Source organism: Lysinibacillus sp. NPDC097287, assembly GCF_044761695.1.
Taxonomy (GTDB): Bacteria; Bacillota; Bacilli; order Bacillales_A; family Planococcaceae; genus Lysinibacillus.
The window spans coordinates 275,284-299,701 of the sequence record NZ_JBIWCX010000002.1 but is presented as its reverse complement, the minus strand read 5'-3'; the positions used below and the strand labels follow the sequence as shown (position 1 = coordinate 299,701).

General features: G+C 34.2%; 19 protein-coding genes, 1 pseudogene and 1 other annotated feature. Of the genes and pseudogenes, 5 read left to right on the top strand and 15 right to left on the bottom strand.

All coding sequences use genetic code 11. The features are described 5' to 3' along the window. The first annotated feature begins 348 nt into the window (after positions 1–348). Entirely contained in the window at positions 349–1,062 is a 714-nt protein-coding gene (locus tag ACIQ2D_RS04490; protein ID WP_402860024.1) for a LuxR C-terminal-related transcriptional regulator, read from the top strand. Between the two features lie 207 nt (positions 1,063–1,269). Then, the gene (locus tag ACIQ2D_RS04485) at positions 1,270–2,397 is read left to right on the top strand and encodes a class II histone deacetylase (RefSeq protein ID WP_402860021.1); all 1,128 of its coding nucleotides are present in this window, start codon (positions 1,270–1,272) and stop codon (positions 2,395–2,397) included. A 901-nt stretch (positions 2,398–3,298) separates the two neighbouring features. On the opposite strand, the gene ACIQ2D_RS04480 is transcribed toward ACIQ2D_RS04485, so the two are convergent. The 7 genes from ACIQ2D_RS04480 to ACIQ2D_RS04450 all read right to left on the bottom strand — a co-directional run bounded on the left by ACIQ2D_RS04480 (position 3,299) and on the right by ACIQ2D_RS04450 (position 11,134). Then, complete coding sequence (locus ACIQ2D_RS04480) at positions 3,299–4,336, bottom strand: PTS sugar transporter subunit IIC (protein WP_402860018.1); 1,038 nt, start codon at positions 4,334–4,336, stop codon at positions 3,299–3,301. 370 nt (positions 4,337–4,706) lie between these two features. Next, positions 4,707–4,959, bottom strand: a binding site (T-box leader). 585 nt (positions 4,960–5,544) lie between these two features. Beyond that, the gene (locus ACIQ2D_RS04475) at positions 5,545–6,060 is read right to left on the bottom strand and encodes a hypothetical protein (protein ID WP_402860015.1); all 516 of its coding nucleotides are present in this window, start codon (positions 6,058–6,060) and stop codon (positions 5,545–5,547) included. Positions 6,061–6,413: 353 nt separating this feature from the next. Continuing rightward, positions 6,414–6,923, bottom strand: a complete 510-nt coding sequence (locus ACIQ2D_RS04470) for an amino acid oxidase (RefSeq protein ID WP_402860012.1) — start codon at positions 6,921–6,923, stop codon at positions 6,414–6,416. A 284-nt stretch (positions 6,924–7,207) separates the two neighbouring features. Continuing rightward, positions 7,208–7,636, bottom strand: a complete 429-nt coding sequence (locus ACIQ2D_RS04465) for a replication initiation and membrane attachment family protein (RefSeq protein WP_402860009.1) — start codon at positions 7,634–7,636, stop codon at positions 7,208–7,210. A 233-nt stretch (positions 7,637–7,869) separates the two neighbouring features. Next, positions 7,870–8,289 (bottom strand): DUF4181 domain-containing protein, encoded by a 420-nt coding sequence (locus tag ACIQ2D_RS04460; RefSeq protein ID WP_402860006.1) that lies wholly within the window; start codon positions 8,287–8,289, stop codon positions 7,870–7,872. 701 nt (positions 8,290–8,990) lie between these two features. Beyond that, complete coding sequence (locus ACIQ2D_RS04455) at positions 8,991–9,845, bottom strand: malate synthase (protein WP_402860003.1); 855 nt, start codon at positions 9,843–9,845, stop codon at positions 8,991–8,993. A gap of 779 nt (positions 9,846–10,624) precedes the next feature. After that, a complete protein-coding gene (locus ACIQ2D_RS04450; RefSeq protein WP_402860000.1) occupies positions 10,625–11,134 on the bottom strand; it encodes a YfiT family bacillithiol transferase in 510 nt (169 codons plus the stop codon). Positions 11,135–12,021: 887 nt separating this feature from the next. Here ACIQ2D_RS04450 and ACIQ2D_RS04445 point away from each other — a divergent pair. After that, positions 12,022–13,314, top strand: a complete 1,293-nt coding sequence (locus ACIQ2D_RS04445) for a Na+/H+ antiporter NhaC family protein (RefSeq protein ID WP_402859997.1) — start codon at positions 12,022–12,024, stop codon at positions 13,312–13,314. A gap of 306 nt (positions 13,315–13,620) precedes the next feature. Here the strand turns inward: ACIQ2D_RS04445 and ACIQ2D_RS04440 are convergent, their stop codons facing one another. The 8 genes from ACIQ2D_RS04440 to ACIQ2D_RS04405 all read right to left on the bottom strand — a co-directional run bounded on the left by ACIQ2D_RS04440 (position 13,621) and on the right by ACIQ2D_RS04405 (position 22,388). Continuing rightward, the gene (locus ACIQ2D_RS04440; protein WP_402860627.1) at positions 13,621–15,957 is read right to left on the bottom strand and encodes an ABC transporter permease; all 2,337 of its coding nucleotides are present in this window, start codon (positions 15,955–15,957) and stop codon (positions 13,621–13,623) included. A 10-nt stretch (positions 15,958–15,967) separates the two neighbouring features. Next, positions 15,968–16,729, bottom strand: a complete 762-nt coding sequence (locus tag ACIQ2D_RS04435) for an ABC transporter ATP-binding protein (protein ID WP_402859994.1) — start codon at positions 16,727–16,729, stop codon at positions 15,968–15,970. A gap of 130 nt (positions 16,730–16,859) precedes the next feature. After that, positions 16,860–18,128: a HAMP domain-containing sensor histidine kinase gene (locus ACIQ2D_RS04430; RefSeq protein ID WP_402859991.1), complete on the bottom strand. Its 1,269-nt coding sequence runs from the start codon at positions 18,126–18,128 to the stop codon at positions 16,860–16,862. Then, positions 18,119–18,814: a response regulator transcription factor gene (locus ACIQ2D_RS04425; RefSeq protein ID WP_402859988.1), complete on the bottom strand. Its 696-nt coding sequence runs from the start codon at positions 18,812–18,814 to the stop codon at positions 18,119–18,121. Before ACIQ2D_RS04425 ends, ACIQ2D_RS04430 begins: the two co-directional genes overlap by 10 nt. 667 nt (positions 18,815–19,481) lie before the next feature. Beyond that, the gene (locus ACIQ2D_RS04420; RefSeq protein ID WP_402859985.1) at positions 19,482–19,922 is read right to left on the bottom strand and encodes a gamma-glutamylcyclotransferase family protein; all 441 of its coding nucleotides are present in this window, start codon (positions 19,920–19,922) and stop codon (positions 19,482–19,484) included. Then, positions 19,922–20,563, bottom strand: a complete 642-nt coding sequence (pcp, locus tag ACIQ2D_RS04415) for a pyroglutamyl-peptidase I (RefSeq protein ID WP_402859982.1) — start codon at positions 20,561–20,563, stop codon at positions 19,922–19,924. The genes ACIQ2D_RS04420 and pcp overlap by 1 nt, the downstream gene beginning before the upstream one ends. 200 nt (positions 20,564–20,763) lie before the next feature. After that, positions 20,764–21,693: a DUF979 domain-containing protein gene (locus ACIQ2D_RS04410; protein ID WP_402859979.1), complete on the bottom strand. Its 930-nt coding sequence runs from the start codon at positions 21,691–21,693 to the stop codon at positions 20,764–20,766. Next, positions 21,693–22,388 (bottom strand): DUF969 domain-containing protein, encoded by a 696-nt coding sequence (locus tag ACIQ2D_RS04405; RefSeq protein WP_402859976.1) that lies wholly within the window; start codon positions 22,386–22,388, stop codon positions 21,693–21,695. The genes ACIQ2D_RS04410 and ACIQ2D_RS04405 overlap by 1 nt, the downstream gene beginning before the upstream one ends. A gap of 205 nt (positions 22,389–22,593) precedes the next feature. Here ACIQ2D_RS04405 and ACIQ2D_RS22365 point away from each other — a divergent pair. Continuing rightward, positions 22,594–22,773: pseudogene (locus tag ACIQ2D_RS22365) on the top strand (tyrosine-type recombinase/integrase); the annotation flags it as partial. A gap of 997 nt (positions 22,774–23,770) precedes the next feature. Continuing rightward, positions 23,771–24,364: a TetR/AcrR family transcriptional regulator gene (locus tag ACIQ2D_RS04400; RefSeq protein WP_402859973.1), complete on the top strand. Its 594-nt coding sequence runs from the start codon at positions 23,771–23,773 to the stop codon at positions 24,362–24,364. Positions 24,365–24,418: the final 54 nt, after the last annotated feature.

Here is a 24,418-nt window from a genome sequence, read left to right as displayed (position 1 = left end):
TACCATATATATATTTTACTGTTTTTTTATTTTGGAGTTCCCAGAGCGAGGTTTAGGTGTATTTTAACGTTGTAAATCCGCATAAATCTGACACCCCAAAAATTTCATGATGGTGAGCCCTTTGGATAGTAGGATTATGATGGTTTTGGGTTTGTAGGAACTCTGGGGATGGTTAAAATCGATTGTGCGTACAATTCTCAATCTTTATCACTGAATACATAGCTACGCTCATTAACTATTTTTTCATCATCTTCCTAGTACCCATCTCGGTTATTATGATAGAAAATTAACAAATTTCAGTTATTTTGAAGTATACTATTTTATGAAGTAGTTAAAAGGAGGTAATCTATGAATAGTCAATATTTGACTTCTACAGAATATGAGAAGATCATTCACTTTTCGGCTCAAATTGCATATCCAGTAGAAGATGTTCGTTTACATATTCAACACAAATTAGCAGATATTTTTGGTTATGATCAAACGATTTTTTGGTACGCAGACAATAATGGAAATTTGAGTGATCCGATAAATTACAATTTAAGCGATAGAGCACTCACAGATTATCTCACGGATTTTCATTTTTACGACTTATTGCACCCTACAAAGAATGTTAACCTGTTTCTTGAGAAAAAAGCTATTCGATTAGATGACCTTGTAACGCCCAATCAATACGAAAATTCTCCTTTTTATCGATCGTTTATGAAGGGTTATGGGTATCATGACGAAATGGTCGTAGCACTTATTCATCAAGATACATTTATTGGAGCGATTGGGCTCGGGCAAAAAAATAATTTATGTAAATTTACAGAAAAAGATAGTAACACACTAAAATTAGTATCAGATGTAATTGCATCTGTACTCTTACATCAAAAAAATAATAACGAATTCAGCTTATTATCAAATAGAGAAATAGATGTTGTAAATCTCGTTAAAAAAGGGTGGACCAATCAAGTCATTGCAGCAACACTGCATATCTCCGTTAACACAGTAAAAAAACACTTACAAAACATCTATGAAAAATACAGTGTACAAAATAGAACGCAATTAGTTCAGAAATTATAAATTTCACTATTAGTAGCTCGAGATAAATAGCATTGAAGCCCCACCAATAAGTATTGGGGGCGCTTCAATGCTTTTCTTCTTGATAAAGTAGATAATTAAAAAAGTTCTATAAACAGACAAAAACTACCCACCTGGGTAATATTCAGATAATTGTAAGCGCTTTATTATAAGTGTAGATACATCAAATTGATTTGGGATGGTGACATGATGACGAAAAATACAGGTTTTATATGTGATGAAAGTTATTTTTGGCATGATACGGGTAATGGAGCGTTATTTATGCTACCCGGTGGATGGATTGAATCAGATGGTCACGCAGAGAATCCAGCGACAAAAAGACGCTTTAAAAATTTGATGGAACGTAGTGGTTTAATGAAGCACCTTACTCAAATTGCTCCTCGTTCTGCGACTGTAGAAGATATCGAACTCTTTCACGGAAGAGACTATATTAATAAAGTGAAAGAATTAAGTGATATTGGTCATGGAGATGCAGGAGAACTAGCACTGGTTGGAAAAGGGTCGTATGAAATTGCCCTTTTATCTGCTGGCGGAGCGATTACTGCAGTGGAGGACGTTGTAGCTGGTAAGGTAGATAACGCATATGCCCTTACTCGCCCACCAGGTCACCATGCAGAAGAGAATCTTGGCATGGGATTCTGCTTATTTAATAATGTTGCGATTGCCGCAAAGTATGCCCGCAAGCATTTAGGCATTGAAAAAGTGCTTGTTCTTGATTGGGATGTCCATCATGGAAATGGAACAGAATCTGCTTTCTATGATGACCCTAACGTATTGTTCATTTCACTACATCAAGATCGAAATTTCCCACCAGAGCGAGGGATGGTAGAAGATATCGGAACGGGTAAAGGAGAAGGATATAACATTAATATCCCTTTACCAGCTGGAACCGGAAATGCAGGCTATATGTATGCGTTAAAGGAAATCGTTGGACCGATTGCTGACCAGTTTAAGCCAGATCTTGTCCTCATTTCAGCTGGACAGGACGCAGGTCTCTTTGACCCATTAGCTCGAATGATGGTGACTGCAGAAGGATTTAGACAGATGGCCCAATTTATGCTTGATGTTGCTGAAAAGCACTGTGGAGGCAAATTTGTTGCATGTCATGAAGGTGGATACAGCACGGCATACGTACCATTTTGCTCGCACGCTATTGTCGAGGCAATGAGTGGTATTAAGACAGAAGTAGAAGATCCATTTGCTCAAGCGCTGCATACAATCCCTACAGATGAATTGTTTGATATTCAGAAAGAGTATGTAGATAAAGTAAAAGAGATTCAGTCAAAATATTGGAATTTCCAATCTGTAACTTTATAAAATTCTTAAGAATCGGCCAAGTGTCGATTCTTTTTGTGCGTCCTAGAATCTCAAGGAGAAATAAGAGCTGCCTATGCAACTTAAGGATCTTCAAGTATATCACCCCGTTAGCCATCCATGTAGCGCAAAACCAGCACTACACCACAGAAAATGAAAGAGTATTACGTTCTTTCATGGGTGTTTAAGAAGAACAGCGAAGCTTATTTAACAATCGCTCCCTATTGTTGAAGAACGCAAAATATAAAAAGTGACGACTGCATACATACGTTGTAATGAAGTAAACTATATTATAAAAAGCACAAATAATTTTGTGTTTTTTAGTTTAGTTTGACTTTTTGACAGAAAATTTGGATAATTATAGAATATAAGGTAGGTATTATTAAAAAAGGAGGAGAGATACGATGTTCGATCAAGTTGCGTATTATATTTTAGATGCCCTGGTAATTCTAACGGTTTTGGTTGTTGTGGTTGGAATCCCTCTTGGGGATACACTGCTTAAAAAAAAATAAGACTGCATCCATTTGGATGTAGTTTTTTGATTTCACATCTTGCTTAGTTTCTATAATAGATTAAGGGATTGGTGAAAAGTACTGGACCAGATGGAAGTATAGGAGCGATAAAAAAGTGCAGGTATACAGCGTTAATAAATTGTCCCTATATACAGATTTTTATTCAGATAACACACTTTGCAAAATCTCGACAAGTCCTATCGTAGCTATGTTTATATAGCGTTGTATAAAAAGCTGTATAAACAATATTACTCGCAAAAAAGCACGAACGTTGATTTAACAATATTCGTGCCTTTCCGGGTGTATGATCCCGTAACGGAACTCAAGTTTCCACACAACAAGAAAAATGTTTTTTGGGGTTTTATCCCCATATTGTTACTTCATACAACTTATCACTCAAAATCTAGCTTATAATCCGTATCTTGAACCAGTTTAAGTTTCTTTTTAAATAAGTAGATGAAAAATAGATTTAAAAGTAAAGGTAGAATTAAAAACATTCCTAACATAATAGTAATGTTCGTTGCATTCCAGCCGCCATCTGCTAGATTAATAAAGTTCAAAGGACCAACTAATCCAGCTAAACCCAATCCTGCACTGTAAGGTGTACCCTGTACATTTAGAACTCCTGCTAAACCACCAAGAATTGCCGCAGTAATTAACATAGGTAAGGCAATTACAGGCTTAAGGAAGAAATTACGCATTTGGATTTTAGGTGATCCTAAAACATGTGCTAAAGCTGTACCAAGGGAATTTGCTTTATAACTTGCAAAACATAATCCCATTCCAACTGCTACAATTCCTAAATTTGCAGCACCAGAGCCAATTCCTGAAAGTATGATAACAGTTGCAATACCTACAGTTGAAATTGGAGAAAGGATAATGATCCCAAATGCAACTGCGATTAATGCACCCATTACTACAGGTTGTAGATTTGTTAAATATGCTACACCATCGCCAACTAAATTAGCAGTCCCTTGAACATAAGGTAAAATATTAAAACCGATCATACCAGGGATGGCTACAGTTAGCATCGGAATTAATAAAATAGAGTATTCTTTTACCCCAGTACCAATTAAGCGGACAAATAATACTGCTAAAGCAGCAGTAATCCCGGCATTAATTACAACGCCAATTCCTCCAATAGTAAATATACCATCAGCCGTCTTACTAATAACACCACTTCCAATTACAGTAGCAAGACCGATACTTGCAGTTTGGATCTGAGTAAGCTTAAATTGCATTCCAACTAAAATACCAACTAAAACTGGTAACATACTCATGACAATAACAGTTGCATCATATAAATGCTGAAGAGGTGGAAAAGATGGAATAAGTAGTTTTAATATTTCACCTAATAGAGCATTTGGTATGATTGCGCAAACAATGGCGATACTCATACCGTTTAATAGTTTACTGAAAAAATCTTTCATATTTATTGCCTCTTTCTAACGTTCTAATTTTTTAGATAATTCATCGTAGTGATAAAAAAAAGAGAAGTAATTTAACCATCTTTAACATTTTTTACTTTGTATCCAACATACAGTGGCAATAGTATGTAGTAATTAGGAATAACGGAATTTTGAATTTTAGACCGTCAATTTCTTCCTTCGTTAGACTTTCTGAAGTTCAATTGAACAATCAGAATAATCATCTAGCTCGTAATAACTGCTACTGGTGCAACAGCAGAAATTTAAATGAACACTTTTTCATCGTTTGCTTCATCATTACTTTCTCCTTCAAACTTTAAATTCCCAAATTGTTTGCGTAAAAGACATAAAAAAAACGCCCTTTTGGATTAACCAAAAGGACGATTCAACTCGTGTTACCACCTTTAATTTATAAGTAATTCACATTACTTACCTTAAGAAGTACGGTCATTTGACGATACTCTCGCACATGATTACGGGTGCTCACCGGCGTAGCCTACTTAGATATGATCTTTTCGGTACACAGCTCCAAGATGAATTCACAATCGTTTTACATGCACCTCTCATCAACCGGTAACTTTCTGTTCGTAAAAATAATTGATACTATTTCTTTTCATAGCCTTTGTTCTATACAAATATTTTTGAATTGTTTTTCATTTTACACTTAAAAATTGTTTTGTCAATATAATTTATAAAATTTCTTCATAACCCGCTTAAATTACATAGGACATTTTACTATATAAATACAACTCACCACTTAAATATAAAAGCTAAAGGAAATATTTCAACAAACGTTAGTAAAGTTCTTTTAAGAATGTTATTCAATAATATGGCCCTTTAATGTAGGAAGGCGCATTCCTTATTAAAGAAATGCGCCCGATTGTGGAATATCGTTTTTTCAACTATAGCCCCTGTAGTTAATATATAGGAACGTTAAAAAATGCAGTTTTAAAGCGTCAAATATACAGGTTTTTATTCAGATAACACACTCTGCATAATCTCGAAAAGTACTATCGTAGCTCTGTTTATATATTTACATAAAAAGCTGTTTAAACAATATTCAAAGGAAAAACCAAGAAATGTTGGTTTAACAGCATTTCTTGGATTCCGGCCTCATTCCAAACTTGCGTTTGGGAACGTTATTTGGTTTATTTATGTATACGTTATAAATCCTTGTTGTACTAATGCAATTAAAAGAATCTCAAAGAAATTCAATTCCCCCAAGGAAGTAACTCTACCTTGACTTGTAATTGTATATCATCGGGCGTCTTTTCCTCTTCGATTAGATAAGAGATGACATAGGCCCCTTCAGGTAATCCATGAAAAACCTTTTCATAAATTTCATTCCGTTTTAACACACCATTTGTGATTGCGATGTTTGGTTCATCCACATTGTAAACCCTGAATAGAAAGCTTTCAGCACCAGAATTGGTTAAAGATATTTTAAATGGCACCTCTTTAGGATAAGAAAAGTACGTTTCACTTGAACCCTTATAAGACGCAACCTCTTCATCAATAATTAGATAGGACTGATAACCACCCATTTGGTCTTCGTACTTTTCCATATACGTCTCGACATCTAAGATTACAAGTTCCTTTTTTACAACTTCTTTCACTTCATCTGGAGTTTCTTTTAAAGATGGTTCTTCTGTTGGAGCTGAAAATGCATTACACCCTGATAAGAGTATAATAAATGCACCTATACAAGCTAATTTATAAATTCTCATGATGACTTCTCCCTCAAAAATTACTAATAGCGGTAATTGTACCATAAAGTGGAAAGTATCCAAAGTTTCCTTTGGGTACTTTTCATTGAGATTCTATTTATATGTTACCGCTATTCAGAACAAGTGGATCGAGCAGTCTTCTTTAAAATAATTTCTCACAGCGTCTCAGAGCGTTATTTTCTAATAAAAACAGCGACAAACACTGATTTAACAGTACTTGTCGCTGTTTGGAATGTTACCAAGCTTGAGTTTGGGAACGTTATTAGGTTTATTTATGTATACGTTATAAATCCTTGTTTCACTAAAGTCTTCGTTAGCTTAATAGGATTTCTTTTCAAACTAATTTATTCATTTTATAGTGTTTCAACTTTTTGGAACACCTCTGTATATAATTCATTTAAATCCTTTTGATTATCTAAATAAAAGAACCAAGCATCCTCTTTATTTTCACTAAAATTATATAAATAAATCGTCGTATGAGAACCGTTATCTAATGTATCGAAATCTGCTGTTTCATAAGTAAACCCATCTCTAACAAACGGAAAGTGTCTTTTGTTAGAATTGAAAAAGCTGATTGGCATCTCAGAGGTTTGATAGGAATCTACGTATGTATCATCTGATGCAGCTTCAAACGAATCAGGTGTGACCATAATAGCATCAAATTTTCCAACGACATTAGGGGGATCTTCTTTAAATTGTTCTAACGACAATTGTTCAAAATGAATCTTTTCATTTTCCACCTCTGGACTTTCACCAATAACTGCAATATTTAATAATTTCCCATCGTACCGAATCTCGTTATTGTCACAAGCAGCTAAAAATAAAACTGCTAAGAATAGTATTACTGTTCTCATTCCCATCAATAATCCAAACTCCTTCTTTAACCAAATCATTTTGATTTCTTTCACCTAATTATTATACCAAAGTAAAATTCTCAGCCCCTCCAATAATTATAAATTCATCATTTGATACCTCTCCTTAAACAAGTAAAGTGATTCAACAAAAAGGAAAAATCCTTATTCAATTAAACTACGTCATTAGTTAAATAAAAAAAGCCCCCAAAGCGGTGTTTGGGCACTTTTGAACTATTTGTTGCCCCCGTTAATTCAAGATAAAATCTTATGTTGGAGAATTTATTTTGAATACTTTAGTTGTTCCAGTTCTCCCTAACAAAGACCTTTGCACTTTCAATTGTTAAGATATTTTCCTTGAGCCAATGTTCACCCATTTCTTTTACCAAAGAGTGAACAAAGCCTATTCTACTAACAACTCCAACATAATCTAGTAGTACATTTATGACGCCATCGTTTAAACCCATTGTTTGTAAATCTTTCACTAGTTCGACATCATTCTCGGATACGTTACCATTACGTCTTTTAAGATAATCAATTGGTGTTGAAGAAGTTACTTGTTTTATATACCATTCTTCTGAACTCATTCCTGTTTGAGCTTTAAGTTTTTCTTCTACTTTTGCTGTCCATTCCTCAATTGTTATTCCATACACTTCTTTAAACCTTTCTTCAGGAGTCTTGCCGTGTACGATTTTCCCACGAATATTCTTATAATCTTCTCGCATACCATTCCCCCTAAAACTAATAGTTTAAAGTTCATTTCGGTACAAAATATATTTCCCCTTCAAACTTTTAATGTTGCATCCTGCCACGCGTTAGCTTTAAGTACAAACCTTCCCAAACCCTCGTTAGGTAACATTTCATAAAAGAATGTTATTCAACAATCTGGCCCTTTCCATGAATAAAGACGCTTTCCCTATTACGGAAAACCGCCTTATTATTGAATAAATAATTTTTATCATCCAAACAATCCAAAAAAGTTAGTCGAAAACAGCAAAAGTAAAAATATTAATGTTACCATTAATTGAATAGCCGAAAAAAGGTAATCATTCTTGTTTTCTGCATATCTCTTCTCCATAATTACTCTAACTATTTCAGTTAAAACAATAACAACAAAGAAAAGGATATGCGTCTCTAAAAACCAAATGTGATTTAAAGGTTCACGGTTGACGTTAATGAAAAAACTGATAAACAAAAAGAAAATAAAAATAATTCTAAGGGTCCAATCAATTTTTTTATGTTTATCATTTACATAGTTATAGGAGAATTTTTTTTTCTTTTCAACATTAAGCCATTTTCTAAAAAATTTATTTATTAAAAATAGAAAAAGTCCATAAATAGATGACACTAAAATTAACTTTGCAAAAAATTCCGACACGAACAATTACCACCTAACAAATCATTTTTTCTCCCCTTTATTTAATTATTACAAATTTACTAATTCAAAACAATACTCTTAAATAAACTGCTACATTAAGCGTCGTTTGGAAACAGTTCTTAAAAGATTGTTATTCCACAATCTGGCCCGATTGTGGAACAAGTTAAAATATTTATCTTCAACTGATCTACTGCTTTAAATTAAATAAGAAAAAATAGCTTTATTCCTTATTGAAGTAAAGCACCCTTCGTTTAGTAAAAAAGAACGAGTCCCTTTTACAGAATTCGTTCTCTATTTACAAATTACACTAATTTCAACCAAGTGACCACTTCACAATGTGTGGAGTGTAAGTGGCAACACTGAGTGTTGGTGGTTTTGGTTATATTTGGTTGTTTCTTATTATATTAAAGTCCCCCCCTACATTAAGTAACTTAACTTACAAGGTACTTTATGTTTTAATATCACTTTACTCCCTTCTTTTACAGCCCTACTTCGTTAGCTCAATGAATTCAACAAAAAATATCATTATTCATTTTTCAATACCAAAAGAACGAATCCCTTTAATAAGAATTCGTTCTTTATAAATGATTATATTAACTCCACACATTTATTAGTAAACAGAGCCCGGCACAGTTCGGCATTAGTGATAGATAGGAAAACATGTCAGTCCCCTGTCATTCTTATTATCTTTGGGCTAACGTTTAAATACGCATTAATGCACCATTAGGCTTTGGTAAATCTTGAACTGTTATCTGATTCATTTTACAAAAATGTTTTAAAAATTGTTGTGCCAGTTCTCGTTCTTCTGGGTTATTTTTCAACGAAACTATATCAAGTAAAATTTGAGCCATCCATAAATTATCAAAATAACGGTATTTACCTGTATTCCATATCATTTTGTCGGGGGATTTTTCATTTATATAATATTGCCAGAAAAGCAGCTGATCCGATTCCTGTTCTGTAAGTTGGATTCTGTATTTTGAATGAGCAGGAATATTTCCATCTTCACAAAGCTTACCGATAAAATCTTCATGCACCATATAGACACCTAAGATACGTCTGTCTTTTTCAGGCATGCCGGAATCTATTGCTGTTAATAGGACAGCACTATTTTGGTGCAAGCGGCTCGGCTTGTTTGGCTTTCCTTTGTTATTACCACTTTTTAATACACCCGAAAAAACTTTCCACTCTGAAAAAGAACTATTCTGTTCTTCTGTGTCACACCAAAAAACCATTTGTGATTCGGGATGAAGTTTATGGTTTTTCATAAGTTTTTCGTGTTCCCAGCGAAGTACCAGTTTTTTTCGTTGTAGTTTTTTTTCCTCTTCCTTCTTCCTTTCTTCCTCCTTTCGTTCCATTTCCTTTTTTTGTATTATTTTTTCAAGTGAATTAGCATCACTTTTATCATGTAGTTTTAGGTGCTTTCCAAAAACATCAGGGAAAACAAACATTTTATTTTCCGATGCGAAATGTATTTCAATACTAGTATCATTATGTTTAACTATACTTCCCATGCCAAAACTTTTGTGTGTAACTTTCTTATTGATTAGATTCATTATTCTAGTCCTCCTTATGGGATAAAAACTCGATTACTATTGGATAGTAAATTAATAATTTTATTCAACTAACTTCCTTTAAAGCTCCTATTAACTGTTTTAATTTTTTTCTTCGGCTAAAAAAAAGATATTAAAAAAACGTATTCAAATTCTATCTGCAAAAAAGGACAGCGGAATTCGAAATACGATTAAAAAAAACAATTGTAAGACTATTATAACATTTTTTAATAATTTTACAAATTTATTATTGACAATATATTTTATCATGAGTTAAAATGAAGTTTTATTATCTGAATTCCCTTAAAATAGCTATAAAATTAAGGCCTCCAAAAAGTCGCGAAACTTCTGGAAATCCCCATAAATAACCACTTGATTACCGGTGATAAGCATAGAATGGCTTCATGATATAAAATCAATACAAGTAATTCCTTTCCTAGAAAAGAAACGGATGGATAAATCCGTGTACTAATCATATATGCTGAACACGAGGTATTTTTCAATTAAGTTCCATATAAAAAGACCCCAATTTCGCAAAAGTTATTTGCAAGAAAATCAGGGTCGGGATTGAATATATCTACTTTTTCAAGTTATATAGTAAAGTTTTTATATTCTCGGAACCATTTACGAATTACGTGTGCACCAGGTATATTATGAAAACTCCAACCACGCGACCGCTTCACAATGCGGTGAGTGGTGAGGGTGGTGTATATGAATTAAAGACGTAGTAGACTCACCTAATATAAAATAAATCGATGCTAGTTTTATATATTAAAGTTTAATCATTTTGATAATGCCAATTTTATATGGGCTAAATGATGCTCTTCGTGCCAAGCTAATTTTGAAACTTTTGTTGAAACTGTTATTTTGCCGTTTGTTTGGTGAGTAAATACTCGATCTAATTGCTCTTCAGTTAAACTTTGTCCTAAAGATACGATACGCTCATTTATACCCTCTAACATTTTAATAGAACTTTCTACAGGAAGCTCTGTATCTGGTTGAACAGCCCACTTTTCTTCATCAAAAGCTGGAACTGTTGGATTATCGTCTGTTAAAGCCAGCTTCAAACGTTGATACATATTCAACTGAGAATCTGCAATGTGATGTACAAGTTGACGAACTGTCCATGCACCTTCACGGTAAGTTTTGTTTAATTCCTCATCACTTAAAGAATCAACAGTTTCTCTTAGTCGAATTGTGTATGTTTCGATTTGCTTTAACCATTCTTGAACATTTTCAAATGTTACTTTTTCAGGAACTTGTAATTTTCCAATTGGGTATCTTACATCCATTTTCAAACCCCTTTTCCCCATTCTTTATTTACCATTTTTCGGTATTAACTCTTAATATAGCAATCGGCTCAGTTCTTGTAAACTTTCAACATAAAAACTACAAATGTTGAATACGTTTTTACTGGTTTTATAATATTCCCTTCAAATTTATTCACATATAAAGATTGAATTTTTGTTGGGGATCTTTCCTTTAATGAAATTCGAACTTGTAATTCTTTATAAATTTCAACCAGGGACCGTTTCACAAGGTGCGGAGTATATGTGGTAACACAGGGGTGCTGCTGGATTTACTATTCAGATCTGACTCCAGTTTGATCACGTGCTTGCGCATTGCTTATCATGGCATGTGTTTTTAGAAACTATAAAGTGGTCTCTTCAGAGAGTAGCTAGAGATGTTTGAGAAATTGTAACCTTTACATCATTATTTTCTTCAATAATTCGAGGGACTCTAATCTCCATTCTTTCATTTTTTGAAACGCGGTGTTTATGCCCTCTCCCATATCGGGTACCCTTTTTTATTATTTGAAAGCCCTTGATACCAAAGGGATTAGAATTATGAATTTAACTCATCTAGTTGTCAAATTCTATTTTAGTCCCAAATAAACCGTATTTTTATATTATTCTAAAATAACAAACAAATTGACTTAACACGGATTTTCTTATATTCTAAGGATTATTTCATAATATTAAATTGTTGTTATCATGATTATTGTGGGATGGCCATAATGAACGCTTCGCAATGAAGTAGTAGATGTCATGCTCAGCCCTACAAAAATTTTCTCAATAAATAAAATGCACTCTAGCATATGTGGTGCCTCTTCTTATTAATTTTAGAAGAGGCCCTTATTTGTATGTTAACTGTTGCGTACTACTTAAAGGAGGAAAAAATGCAAAAAGGAAATCCATGGGCATTAATTCCATTTGTTGTATTTTTAATTTTATTTATCGGCTCAGGAATTGTATTAAATGACTTTTATGCATTTCCTGTAATGGTTGCCATTTCGATTGCTAGCGCAGTTGCCCTTTTTATGAACCGCAAAGAAACAATCACAAAAAAAATTGAAATCTTTACGACCGGCGCTGGGAATTCGAACGTCATGTTAATGGTGATCATTTTCTTACTTGCCGGCGCATTTTCGGAAACCGCAAAAGGAATGGGCGCTATTGAAGCAACCGTAAACTTTGCACTCTCCATTTTGCCACAAAACTTATTAGTTATTGGCTTATTCATCATTGCCTGTTTTATATCTTTAGCAATGGGCACTTCAGTTGGAACGATTGTTGCCCTCGCCCCAATAGGTTTAGCGATTGGGGCGCAAACAGGACTTTCAATACCGCTATTAATGGCAACTGTTATTGGTGGGGCTATGTTTGGCGATAATTTATCATTTATTTCGGATACAACTATAGCATCGGTACGCTCACAAGGAGCAGAAATGAAGGACAAATTTAAAGTTAACTTTTTCATCGTGTTACCCGCAGCAATTGTCACATGTGTTATTTTAGCCTTTTTGACGCTAAATTCCACAGCCCAAGTGACACATGCTAGCTTTGATTGGTACAAATTGATTCCTTATTTATTCGTCATAGTTTTTGCTTTGATTGGAGTAAATGTCTTTACAGTGTTAGCAAGTGGGATCATCCTCGCTGGAACTATTGGCTTAATTGATGGTAGTTATGAGGTGATGACATTTATCAGCGCAATTGGTGACGGTATGAGCAATATGTTTGAAATGGCGTTTTTAGCGATGTTAATTGCCGGTATGGTTGAGGTTATTAAGCATAATGGCGGGATAGATTTTATCGTATATATCGCAACGCGTAAAATTAAGTCGCAAAAGGATGCGCAATTTGCAATGGCAGGTTTAGTTGGTTTAACCGACCTTTCAACCGCCAATAATACGATTGCAATTATGATTGCTGGGCCATTAGCAAAAAAAATTGCCGATCAATACGATATTGAGCCACGTAAATCAGCAAGCATCATCGACATTTTTTCATGTGTCGTTCAAGGTATAATTCCGTACGGTGCACAATTTTTAGCAGCTGCCAGTATCGCCGGCATTTCCCCTATTTTAATCATGCAATATTCGTATTACTCCATTTTAGTAGGTGTCTGCGGAGTCATTGCCATCCTGATCGGTTATCCGAAAACTAAAAATAAACCTATTCAAAAATAGTAAATGTACTATTCGCATTTACTATTTTTAGCATTATTTGCACCGGATGCAAAAAAATTCTTATAATTAACTACAATACAAAAAGCTGTGCCGAAATTCCCAATGAAAACCGGATTTTCGGCACAGCTATCTTTAATTACATCACACTAACTCCAACCACGCAACAGCCTTACAATGTGCGGAGTGTATGTGGCAACACATGAGATTTAGGTGGGTTTATAAGAAAATAGAATAGGTACGTTCCTTGCCACAGTGAAATCTATCCTATTTTTAATACTAAAACTATACCTAATTTTTTGATCCCCATTATTCTGTAATTAAACCGTAAGCAGATATTTTCTTGATTTTTAAAGATACAAGCATTGAAACAATAAAGGATAAAATAAGGATTCCTACACAAACCATTGCAATAATCGGTAAATGAATGGTAAATTCCAAACGTTTAACACCTGCACTTGAAAGTAATACAGAAAGCATAGGATTAGTGAAGAATATCCCTAACAAACCACCAATACCAACACCTGTAATGATTATAGGTAGCAAACTGATAGATATTTGATTCATCAGTTGAATCGTTGAATAACCAATTGCTTTCATTACGCCAAACTCTTTCTTACGCTTTATAATCATTGTTTTAATGACTAGATATAAAATCAGTACAACTACTAGAGCAGTAATTGTCAAAACGATTACCATCACAGCAAATACTGCATCTATATACATACTTGTTTGGCTTTCTATATTTTCATCAATATCTAATGTTTCAACTATATAATCTCCGTACTGTTTTTGAACAATTTTTATAAAGTCCTTGTTCGATATTCCATCTAAATAAACATTAAGTGTAGCACCTTTATAATCTGGTTGTAATTGCTGAATGCCATCTATCGTTATTGCGGCTATATATCCTAAATTACCAATTGATTGACTAAGACCAGTTATTAAATATTTTTCTGTTGCCGCCCCATATTCTACGTCAACCGTATCGCCAATTCCTTTATTGATTTGACTTGCTACTACCCATGAGATCGATATTTCATTTTCATATTTTGGCTGGCGACCCTCGTAAACAACATTATTTTCCAACTGATTATAATGATTCGTAACAGTCGTATATACGCTTTGATCATCAATATTTGTTGGAATAAGATCGAATATATTTACCTTCCTTACTTGGTCCATTTGTTCAATGTCACTTAAAAGTTCACCTGTATCTGCATCTGGCTTAACAGATATCATCACATTCGCCGGTTCTGCGCCAAATAAGTTAACGAATGCGGTTTTGTCTGAAGCAATGTTGTAATACAGCACGACTGAAAAGACAGTAGCAAAAGTTAGTGACATAACGATTATTAAAATCATTATATTTTGCTTCACATTTGCCAACATTGACTTAATAGCAAGTAAAAAATGCAGACCGCCCCTCGCTTTTTCTAAAGGAATGTGGTTTTTTCTAAAGCTGTGTGTCTGGATACCTCCGCGAAGTGCCGCAACAGGTAGAATTTTTCGTACACGAAAGGCCGATACTAATGTGACGATTACAACACAAGCCGCCACAATGAAAATACTAATTAAATTAACCATCATATCAAAGCTCTGATTCCATATTAATCCTGATAAAGTTGAGATAATACTTCCTATCAATGGCATAAGAGAATATGACAATGCAATTCCTACCACGCTAGCACTAAGTGCAATTAAAATATACTGAAGTATAATAGATGAAAGAATTTGCCTACTTGTATAGCCAATTGATTTTAGTACTCCAATATTCTCCAGTCCATCTTCAATATTATTAGAAACACGGAACTTAATAACAATTAACGAAACAATAACGATAATGGCTGAAAAAGCTACCAATATTGTAGCGATAATATTAATGGTCAACATGCTCACATTTTTCACCATTTCAATGTCTAATCCCCAAAAATATGAGGTTGTTTCTCCTGATGCTGATTGAGGAAACTCCTTGTTAAAATCATAAAGTAACTTTGTAGATTGTGTGTAGTCTTCCATCAATGCAGATATGGTATATCCTTTTGATAAATTGTCTAATTCATCTTCTAATATTTGATAGGGAGCGGCTGGCAGCATGAATTTCATAACGCCAACGTTGGTTATACCCATCATTGTTGTTTCGAAAAATCCAGCAATACGGTAGTCATATTCCTTGTTTTGATAGTGAAAAGTAAAGTCATCACCTAACTCATAGCCACCATTTGTTTTAAAAATGTAAGGAATAAAAATATCATTAGCACTTGAAGTATTTAGCTTTTCAACTAACTTCAACTCCCCAATATTACGAGTAGCATCTGCATTAAAAATAACAGTACTACTAGTTAATTCACTATTACCAAAATTAAATTTGGCAATGTTCATGAGGATAGCCTCTTCTGTTTCTGTCTCTGTCACCCCAGAATAGTTCGTTATGAATTCTTTATAATTTGGATCATAGCTTCCATCATCCATCATGATTATTGTATGAGGATCTTTTAGTTGTTCGACTTTCTGATCAAAAAATGGATTTAGTTGAGTAATGACCATTAAGCCAATATTAAGAAGTAGCGCAGCAACTAAAATGAATATAAATAAAGACACGGTAGCAGATTTACTTTTTCTAATATTCGCCATAGCTAGGTTCATGATTTTCACCTTACCACCCCATTTCTACTAGGAAATGTTGGAGCTTTTCATGCCGTTCAAGATTCATTTGTTCACTGTATGCACCTAACTGTAAATCACCACATATGACACCATCTCGTAAAAATAAAATTCGATTGCCGCGCAATGCTGTTTTTATGTCATGAGTGACCATGACAATACTTTGCCCGCTTTGGTTTACATTTGTTAAAACATCTAACACACTTTCACTAGAAGCAGAGTTTAGTGCACCCGTTGGTTCATCAGCAAAAAGGATCCTCGGACTGTTAATCAATGCACGAACAATCCCCACTCGTTGAGCCTCACCACCAGAAAGCTGTGTCGGAAATTTAGACCATGCATTTTCATTGATTCCTACTTGTAATAATAATTCTTTCGCTTTTTGTACGAGTTCACGCTTATTTTTATTTACTAAAAGACCACTAGCCAGAACATTATCGAGTACGCTCATATTGTCTAGTAAGTATATTTGTTGAAACACAAAGCCACAATTGTTTCTTCTAAATATCGCCAACTGATCGTTGTTTAATTTTGCTATACTTTTTCCAGCAAAATCGATTTCACCTAATGTTGGTTTATCCATCCCACTCATTGCGTAAAGTAACGTAGATTTCCCAGATCCTGAGCTACCCATTATGATTGTAAAATCCCCTTCAACTAAACTTATATCTAAATTTTTCAAAACATGCTGTTGAATTCCACCGCTAGAAAAAGTTTTACACAGTTTTTCCGTTTTAATAATTATCTTTGTCATAATTAAATTTGCCACTCTTCCCTTATTATTTTTTTCGACCCAAAGAAAAAAGACCGTAATGAAGATTACAGTCTTATCATACAAAATGAATTCTTATTAAATCTTTATGCAATTCTTAATTAATCCTTAATTATCCAACAAGCTTTATTTTCAATAGCGCGGTAAAACCGTCATCTCGATTAAAACAATAAATTTGGCCGTGCATATTTTCCATGAAGTACTTCGATATATAGAGACCAAGTCCAGAACCATTCTTACCCTCGACATTTTTACCTCGGTAATATTTATTGAACAGTAAAGGCAATTCTTCTTCGCTAATTCCCGGTCCAAAATCTTGAATATGTAGTTCAAGATAATCCTGAATAATTTTAGACTTAATCGAGATTCTTGTTCCTGCATACTTATATGAATTACTAATAATATTATCAATTACCTGCTGCAAACGTATGGGATCGGTTAAAATTATACAAGGTGGAATTGGATCATAAACGATTTGATGATAGTAATTGACATTTTCAATCATTTCAACAAGTACTTCACTCGATTCCTCAGATACTGTTAAATTTAACTGTTGTAGTTCTTCTAAAGTAGCGTGAAACATATCCGTAACAAGTAAGTTAACTTGCTCTGCTTTTGAATTGATTGTATTAACGTGCTTAATCATCTTTTCATCTTTTATTTGTATAAGCATTAATTCACTCAAAGCTTTTATCGAAGCAATAGGTGTCTTAATATCATGACTAATAGTGGCTACAAGCTCTTTCTTACTACGGTTGGATTCATACTCTCTTTGACGAGCAGCATAAAGTTCTTCACGTAATAAATCAAAACTTTCCGTGAATGCGCCAAAGTAATTGTTCTTATCCATACTTAAAGGAATATCTAGATTACCTCTAGCAACATTCGCCGCGAAATGTTGAAGCTGCTGAAAAGGTTTCAATAACGTTCTATAAATATAGAAAAAATAAATAATACTAACAATCATTACGAGGCCAACTATTAAAATGAAGGATGTAACCAGTTCCTTTTTCATTGTTTGCACCATTTCTTTATCGTTAGCATGGATAATAATCTTCCCTACAACCGCATCATTTTGCATCACATCTACAATCGAATCTCTATTTTGGATAGCATCGTATATATTATTAAACTGAGTACCAGGTGTTTGATATATTACGTTTTCTAAATTATCTATAATAGTAAGTGGTTGTTTAAAGTCGCTGTCGTCAATTGTTATTTTATTAATGTTTCCCCAATTTTTTTCGACGATTTTAACTACTTCATTAATGGCTACAAGATTCACTTCTGAAATATTTTTATTGTTAACCATGATGATTGGGAAAGTAATTCCTGTAGCAAAGATAACCAAAAACATGACAATTAGAAGTTTTATTCGCATTGCTGGATATCCTCTAATACATATCCTGTTCCCCATACCGTTTTTATAAATTGCGGGGCCTTTGGATTCTCTTCAATTTTCTCGCGTAAATGTCGAATATGTACGTTTAGAGTTCCATCCCCTACAAAGGAATCTTCCCATACCTCTCGAAACAGTTCGTCTTTTGTGATGATACGATTTTTATTTTTTGCCAAGTACGAGAGAAGTTTATATTCCATCGTTTTTAGTTGAATATCAATACCCTTTACTCGAACACGATGAAGTTGTGTATCAATTTGGATCTGTCCAAACTCTAAAACTTCTTGCTGGTTGCTAGAACCACTGCCATATCTTTTGAGTACTGCTTTTACTTTTGCAAGTAAAACACTTAGTGTATATGGCTTTTGAATGTAATCGTCCCCACCTATGTTAAGCGCAATTAGAACATCGTCATCACTAGAGCGAGCACTTATAAATAAAATCGGAACCTGCGTTGTTATACGCAATTTTTTACATAAATCAAACCCCGATTCATTACCGAGGTTGATATCTAGAAGAATCAATGATGGTTCATGTTCTTCCAAAAAACGCTTGCACTCCTCTGCACTAACCACAAATGCAGTTTTAACTTCGAACATATTAAAATATTCACAAGTTGTTTCAGCTAAAGCGATCTCATCATCAACAATTAAACAATCAAATTTCATCATATATCTCCCAAAAAAAGACTTTCCTACTTGTTTATAGGATATCTAAAGTATACATTAAATTCGATAAGCAAGTGTAAATTATCAGATTTATATATTTTATAAAGAAGTGATTTATAAATTTTGTCTATTAACTATTGTATTTGCATTTGATATACTTCCCCATACAAGAAACTGCTTTCACTACAAAATAAATCAAAATATTCATAACTCTGAAACACACTTGAAATTTCGCTTATATTTCAATTCACAATATAAAAAAAACCCTTGAAATTGCCGTCAATAATCCATTTTCAAGGGTTTCGATTATTTTTTAACTCTAGCAGTTCGACTGACTCACAATGTGCAGAGTGTATGTGGCAACACACGGGTGCTAGTGTGTTTATAGAAAATGTTTGGTCACCAAGAACCAAGCATTCTATTATTTATTTTCCAAATAACACCTTTCGACTAAACCCTCCGCTCGCACGAGGAAGGCTTACTCAAATTGAACAAACATTAATGAAACAATTTCAAAGTAATATGTGATACACATTTTACGCTTTTTATGTTTGTTAAGAATACCCCTGAATTTGTTGTTAGAATGACAAAGAAGCTTCCCACAAGTTTGCACAACTCATGAGAAGCCTCGATTAAAATCCTCTATGTTAGCAAAATGTTAGCTTGCCTATTGCACACTAACACTTAGCATATGCTCTTTCCAATTACCGTGCGGAAGATAAATTGCGCTGTTGTCAAAAAGCTGATCTTTATCTTTGTTATAAAAATATACAAAGCATTTTTCTTTTTGGTTCGTCTGAAGATTTTCAACCTCAAAAATTACTTTATGGTATTCATTTTCAGGATTTTTTTCTCCGACGAATCCTTCCATTTTGTCTATCGCATTCATTGTATCTTCATAATGCTCTTCACTTAGCACCAGGATTTCCCCAAATACAGTATCTTCACCGAAGGCTAGGGCCGGGTATCCTTTGTATGGTAGATGATATAATTTCATATTTTCAAGTTTGGCATCCTTTTTCTCGATGACCTTTCCATCCAAATACTTATTATAATTAAAGAAACCTTCTCTTAAACTTCCATAAACAAAGAGATTGATCCTTTTCATCAGCAGATCTCTCCTCCTACTGCTTTAATATCCTTGTCATTGAGAGTGCAGGCTTCAATCGCAAGCTCCAAGCCTTTTACAATATCATTCAACGACATGAACGGCATGTTTTTCTTATCCATAACCTGCGAAGTCATATAAGGAATGTGGATAAATCCGCCTTTGATATGAGGGTATTTTTTATCAATCATGTATAGAATGCCGTACATAACATGATTGCATACAAATGTTCCAGCTGTATAAGATACTGTCGCTGGTATGTTATGGTCATTCATATGCTTAACCATCGCTTTTACTGGCAGATTCGAGAAATAGGCAGGCTGCCCATCTGCTTGTATCACTGTATCTAATGGCTGATTGCCTTCATTGTCCTTGATTCTGTAATCATCAAGATTAATAGCAACTCTTTCAGGAGTAATATCAAATCTTCCTCCTGCTTGACCTACCGAGATGACAATATCCGGATTATGCTTTTCAATTGCATCCTCAATAGCTTGAACGGATTTTGTTTGAACTGTAGGAATAATAATTTTAATCACTTCAGCTCCGTTTATCTGATCGCTAACCATTTTAACTGCTTCTTCTGCCGGATTGACCGGCTCTCCGCCAAATGCATCAAATCCTGTTAATAGTACTTTCATAGCTCGTTCTCCTATTGAAAAAATTTTCTTATATCCTCTATACGAATAAAAACACCTAGAAATATTCAAATAATCTTATTAAGATTCATCGCCATAACGAAAAGTTGATTTCCGTTCCGGCTGGGCGCTTTCCGGGGGGCGTCCGATGAGCCGCTAATCCCCCAGGAGTCGCCCAGCCTCCACTCCAATCAACTAGCATTCTAAAACCCTAAAACATACATCAAGATGATATGAACAACTAACAATGTTAACGCTATAGGAGCTTGTGCTTTAATGACTGCGTTTTTATCTTTCATTTCAAGCAATACCGCCGGAAGCATATTAAAGTTTGCCGCCATTGGTGTTAATAATGTTCCGCAGTATCCGGCTATTAGAGCAAGCGTTCCACAGATCAAAGGATCTCCGCCAATGTTGAATACGAACGGTACACCAATACCAACCGTGATTACAGCGAATGCCGCAAATGCATTACCCATGATAATTGTAAATAATGCCATACCGACACAATAAGTGATTACCCCAATCAATGCGTTACCTGTCGGGATTACGTTGGAAATAATAGCAGCAATTTTGTCGCCTACTCCCGCAGTTGTAAATAACACACCTAAAGAAGCTAATAATTGTGGAAGAATAGCAAATGCCCCAATTGATTGGAATGATCTGTTTGAATCCGCCATTAGCTCTTTCGGGGTTGCTTTAGTGATGATGAACGTCAGCGCTAGAGCACACAGTGCTGAAATACCGATAGCAACCGTTCCCGGGAAGTCCGTGAAAGTTGCTACAAGCATCGCGATGATTGCGATAGAAAGAGATGGGACGAATATTTTCAATCCTAATTTTTCTGCTTTAATATTGGCAAATGTCTCATTTAATTGCTTTAACGTTCCAACATTGATTTGCTTTGTCGCTGATAAAACTGCAATCACAACGACTAACGCACCAACAATTGTACTTGGAATATAATTTCCTAGAATAAAAATAACAGCAAGAATCCCCCAGAATAAAGCTGTACCGATTCTTGTTTTATGGTTCTTATCTTTGATTGTGTATACCATTGTAATCCCCATGAATAGACCGATGATGATATAAAATATTTCTAATAAAAAATTAGAGAGTTGTGTCATGTCCATTATTGATCACCTCTAATTTGTTCTTTTTCTTTAGTAGCATATTTTTGCTTAAGCTTTCTATCAAATAATATATTTTGAATGACCCACAGCACCAATGAAATGACTGCTACTGGAATTGCCACTTTGACAATTTGCAGTGTATCAACCGGCATACCAAGTCCTTCTAATGTAGAAGCAATTAAAAGTACACCTGAATTTGCCATGAATACATTTTGTGCAAAGAAGTTACCAATATTATCAGAAGCAGCAGCGTACGCTCTGATTTTTTCCATATCTTTTTCTTCTACTTTTTCTCCATATTGAACAATTGCTGCGCCTTCAGCCATTGGGCTAACAAGAGGTCGAACGAATTGCGGATGTCCGCCTAGCGTTACCCCCATACCAATCGTTACTTTTCGTATAAAAGTATAGCCGCTCAATAGTTTACCAACTGATAAGTTAGTCGCTTTCTTAATGAGCATAACCGCTTTAGCCTTCAATCCATATCTTTCAGACAAACCGATAACAGGAAGTGTGATTAAAAATAAACATGTTACACGATTTGATACAAAGGCTGCCCCCAGTGTATCCAATATTTCAACAGGATTCATCTTTGCTACTAATCCAGTAGAGATACCGGCTACAACTACTACTGCTATAGTATCTAGCTTTAAGGCAAAGCCTATTATGATAATTAAAATCCCTATTAATTCCATAAATTACTCCCCTACTCTACGAATAAATAACTATTTCGATATATTTTTATTCATATTATATAGTCAAACCTTTCAAATTGTAAATAACTTAGAGATAGCAGTTTTTAGCATTTAAGTGACTCAAAGGAGGAAAAACAGTTAATTTCTATCGTATATAAAAAACGCGCAGATGCCTTATCTTCTCTTTTATCAATAACTATATCCATCATTAAGGCATACACATACTTCACTGCTTGCCGAAGCTGGTGTTTCACTCGAACAAATTATGGACAGACTCAGACATTCCGATGATCAAATCACATAAAATGTCTATCTACAAGTTACCCAAGAAATGCAAAAAGAAGCTTCCCACAAGTTTGCTCAACTCAGGAGAAGCCTCGATTAAAATCCTCTATGTTAACAAAGTGTTAACATCACACTTTCACCTTACATAAAACCCAGTCATATCAGGGGTTCAAGCGGCTTATTACATCATGCCGCCCGTAAGGTGAAAGTGAGTAATATCTTTAACCATGTGTTCCAAAAGTGCGGTAAATCAATGTTTTTGATAATCCAAGGTGTAACATCTTTAACGAGAATTTACCGTTTTTCATTTGATTGCGTTAGCAAAATGTTAGCAATTAGTCATATACATCTCATATGTTGGATGGGGATGGCAGACCTATGAATGGAAAAATGAGTGTCTAGGGTCGAAATCACATTCCAAAATATATACTCTATCCATAATATCATCTTCCTATTAAAAACTTTTTATATTTATTATTTAGCTGTGTTATCCCGTTTGGTATTTTGTACTTCTTGTTCAATTAGATTTAATATGCACCTTTCAATTTCTTCCCTAGAATATGCCGAATAATAATGAAGATTACGCGCACGATTGGGGACTATACGAGTACCATCGATACAAATTATCCAAATTTTCATTTTACCTTCTTTGTGACGGTCTATATTAAACACTTGGAAATCATTCAAGTTTCCTTTACCATCTTTTCTCTTTCGTATAAAGTTACGGTGATTTTAAAATAAATTCGATGTTTATAAAAAAAATTCTATATTTAGCCCCTTTGGATTTTTTTCTAAAGGGGTATTTTTATAGTGAAAAGAAGATTTGAACTGAAAGGTGGATTAAGAAACTGTTGAGATACTAAGCTAAAGTAACAAAGTTTAACTGTTTACAAAAAGTTACACCGTTGTATTCCCTTTCGTTTATTTTAAGTAAGCTTCTATCAACATTTTATAAAAGCTTACTCTCCACAAGATTATCTCTCCCCTTTTTATTCACGCTTTTTCAAAATAAGTGGTTCACTTGACTGAATTATGTTCAGTCATTTATGATTGAACATGATTCAGTCAAGATGAATAATACATTAAGGAGATGGATTATGAAGAGAATATCAAAAGAACCTGATATAAGGCGCCAAGAGTTAATGGATATTGGCTTTGAACTTTATATGAAAAATGGCATGGGGGGATTTGGCATAAAGGATGTCGTTAATCATGCGGGCGTAGCAACAGGATTATTTTATTATTACTTTAAATCTAAAGAAGAGTTTGTTGATGAGACTTTGAATAATTTCATTTTGAAAAATATGGAGGAAATCCAACAAATACTTACTTCAAATGAAATGTCCGTTATGCAAAAGATGAATGATTCTCTAGAGATATTTTGGACATTTGCTGAAAAACTAGCACCATATAAAAATGTGAGCTCATTTCAGACAGAACAACATTTTCAGCTTGAGCAGAAATTATTCGTACAAATGCAACCACTATTACAAAAAGTAATTGAAGAAGGGGTAAGTACGGGGATTTTCCAAACCGATAACTCAATTTTAGCCTCGGGATTTATTTTATACGGTATTAGCAGCATAGCCCATTCGGAGAAGATAGAGTTGAATCATGATACTAAGCAAGAGTTGGATAATTTGGTTTTAACCACACTAAAATACGATCAAAAAAGAAGACATCTAAAATAACGCTGTGAAGGTCTTATTTTTAGGTATGCTTTAAATAGATATCTTGGCTATATT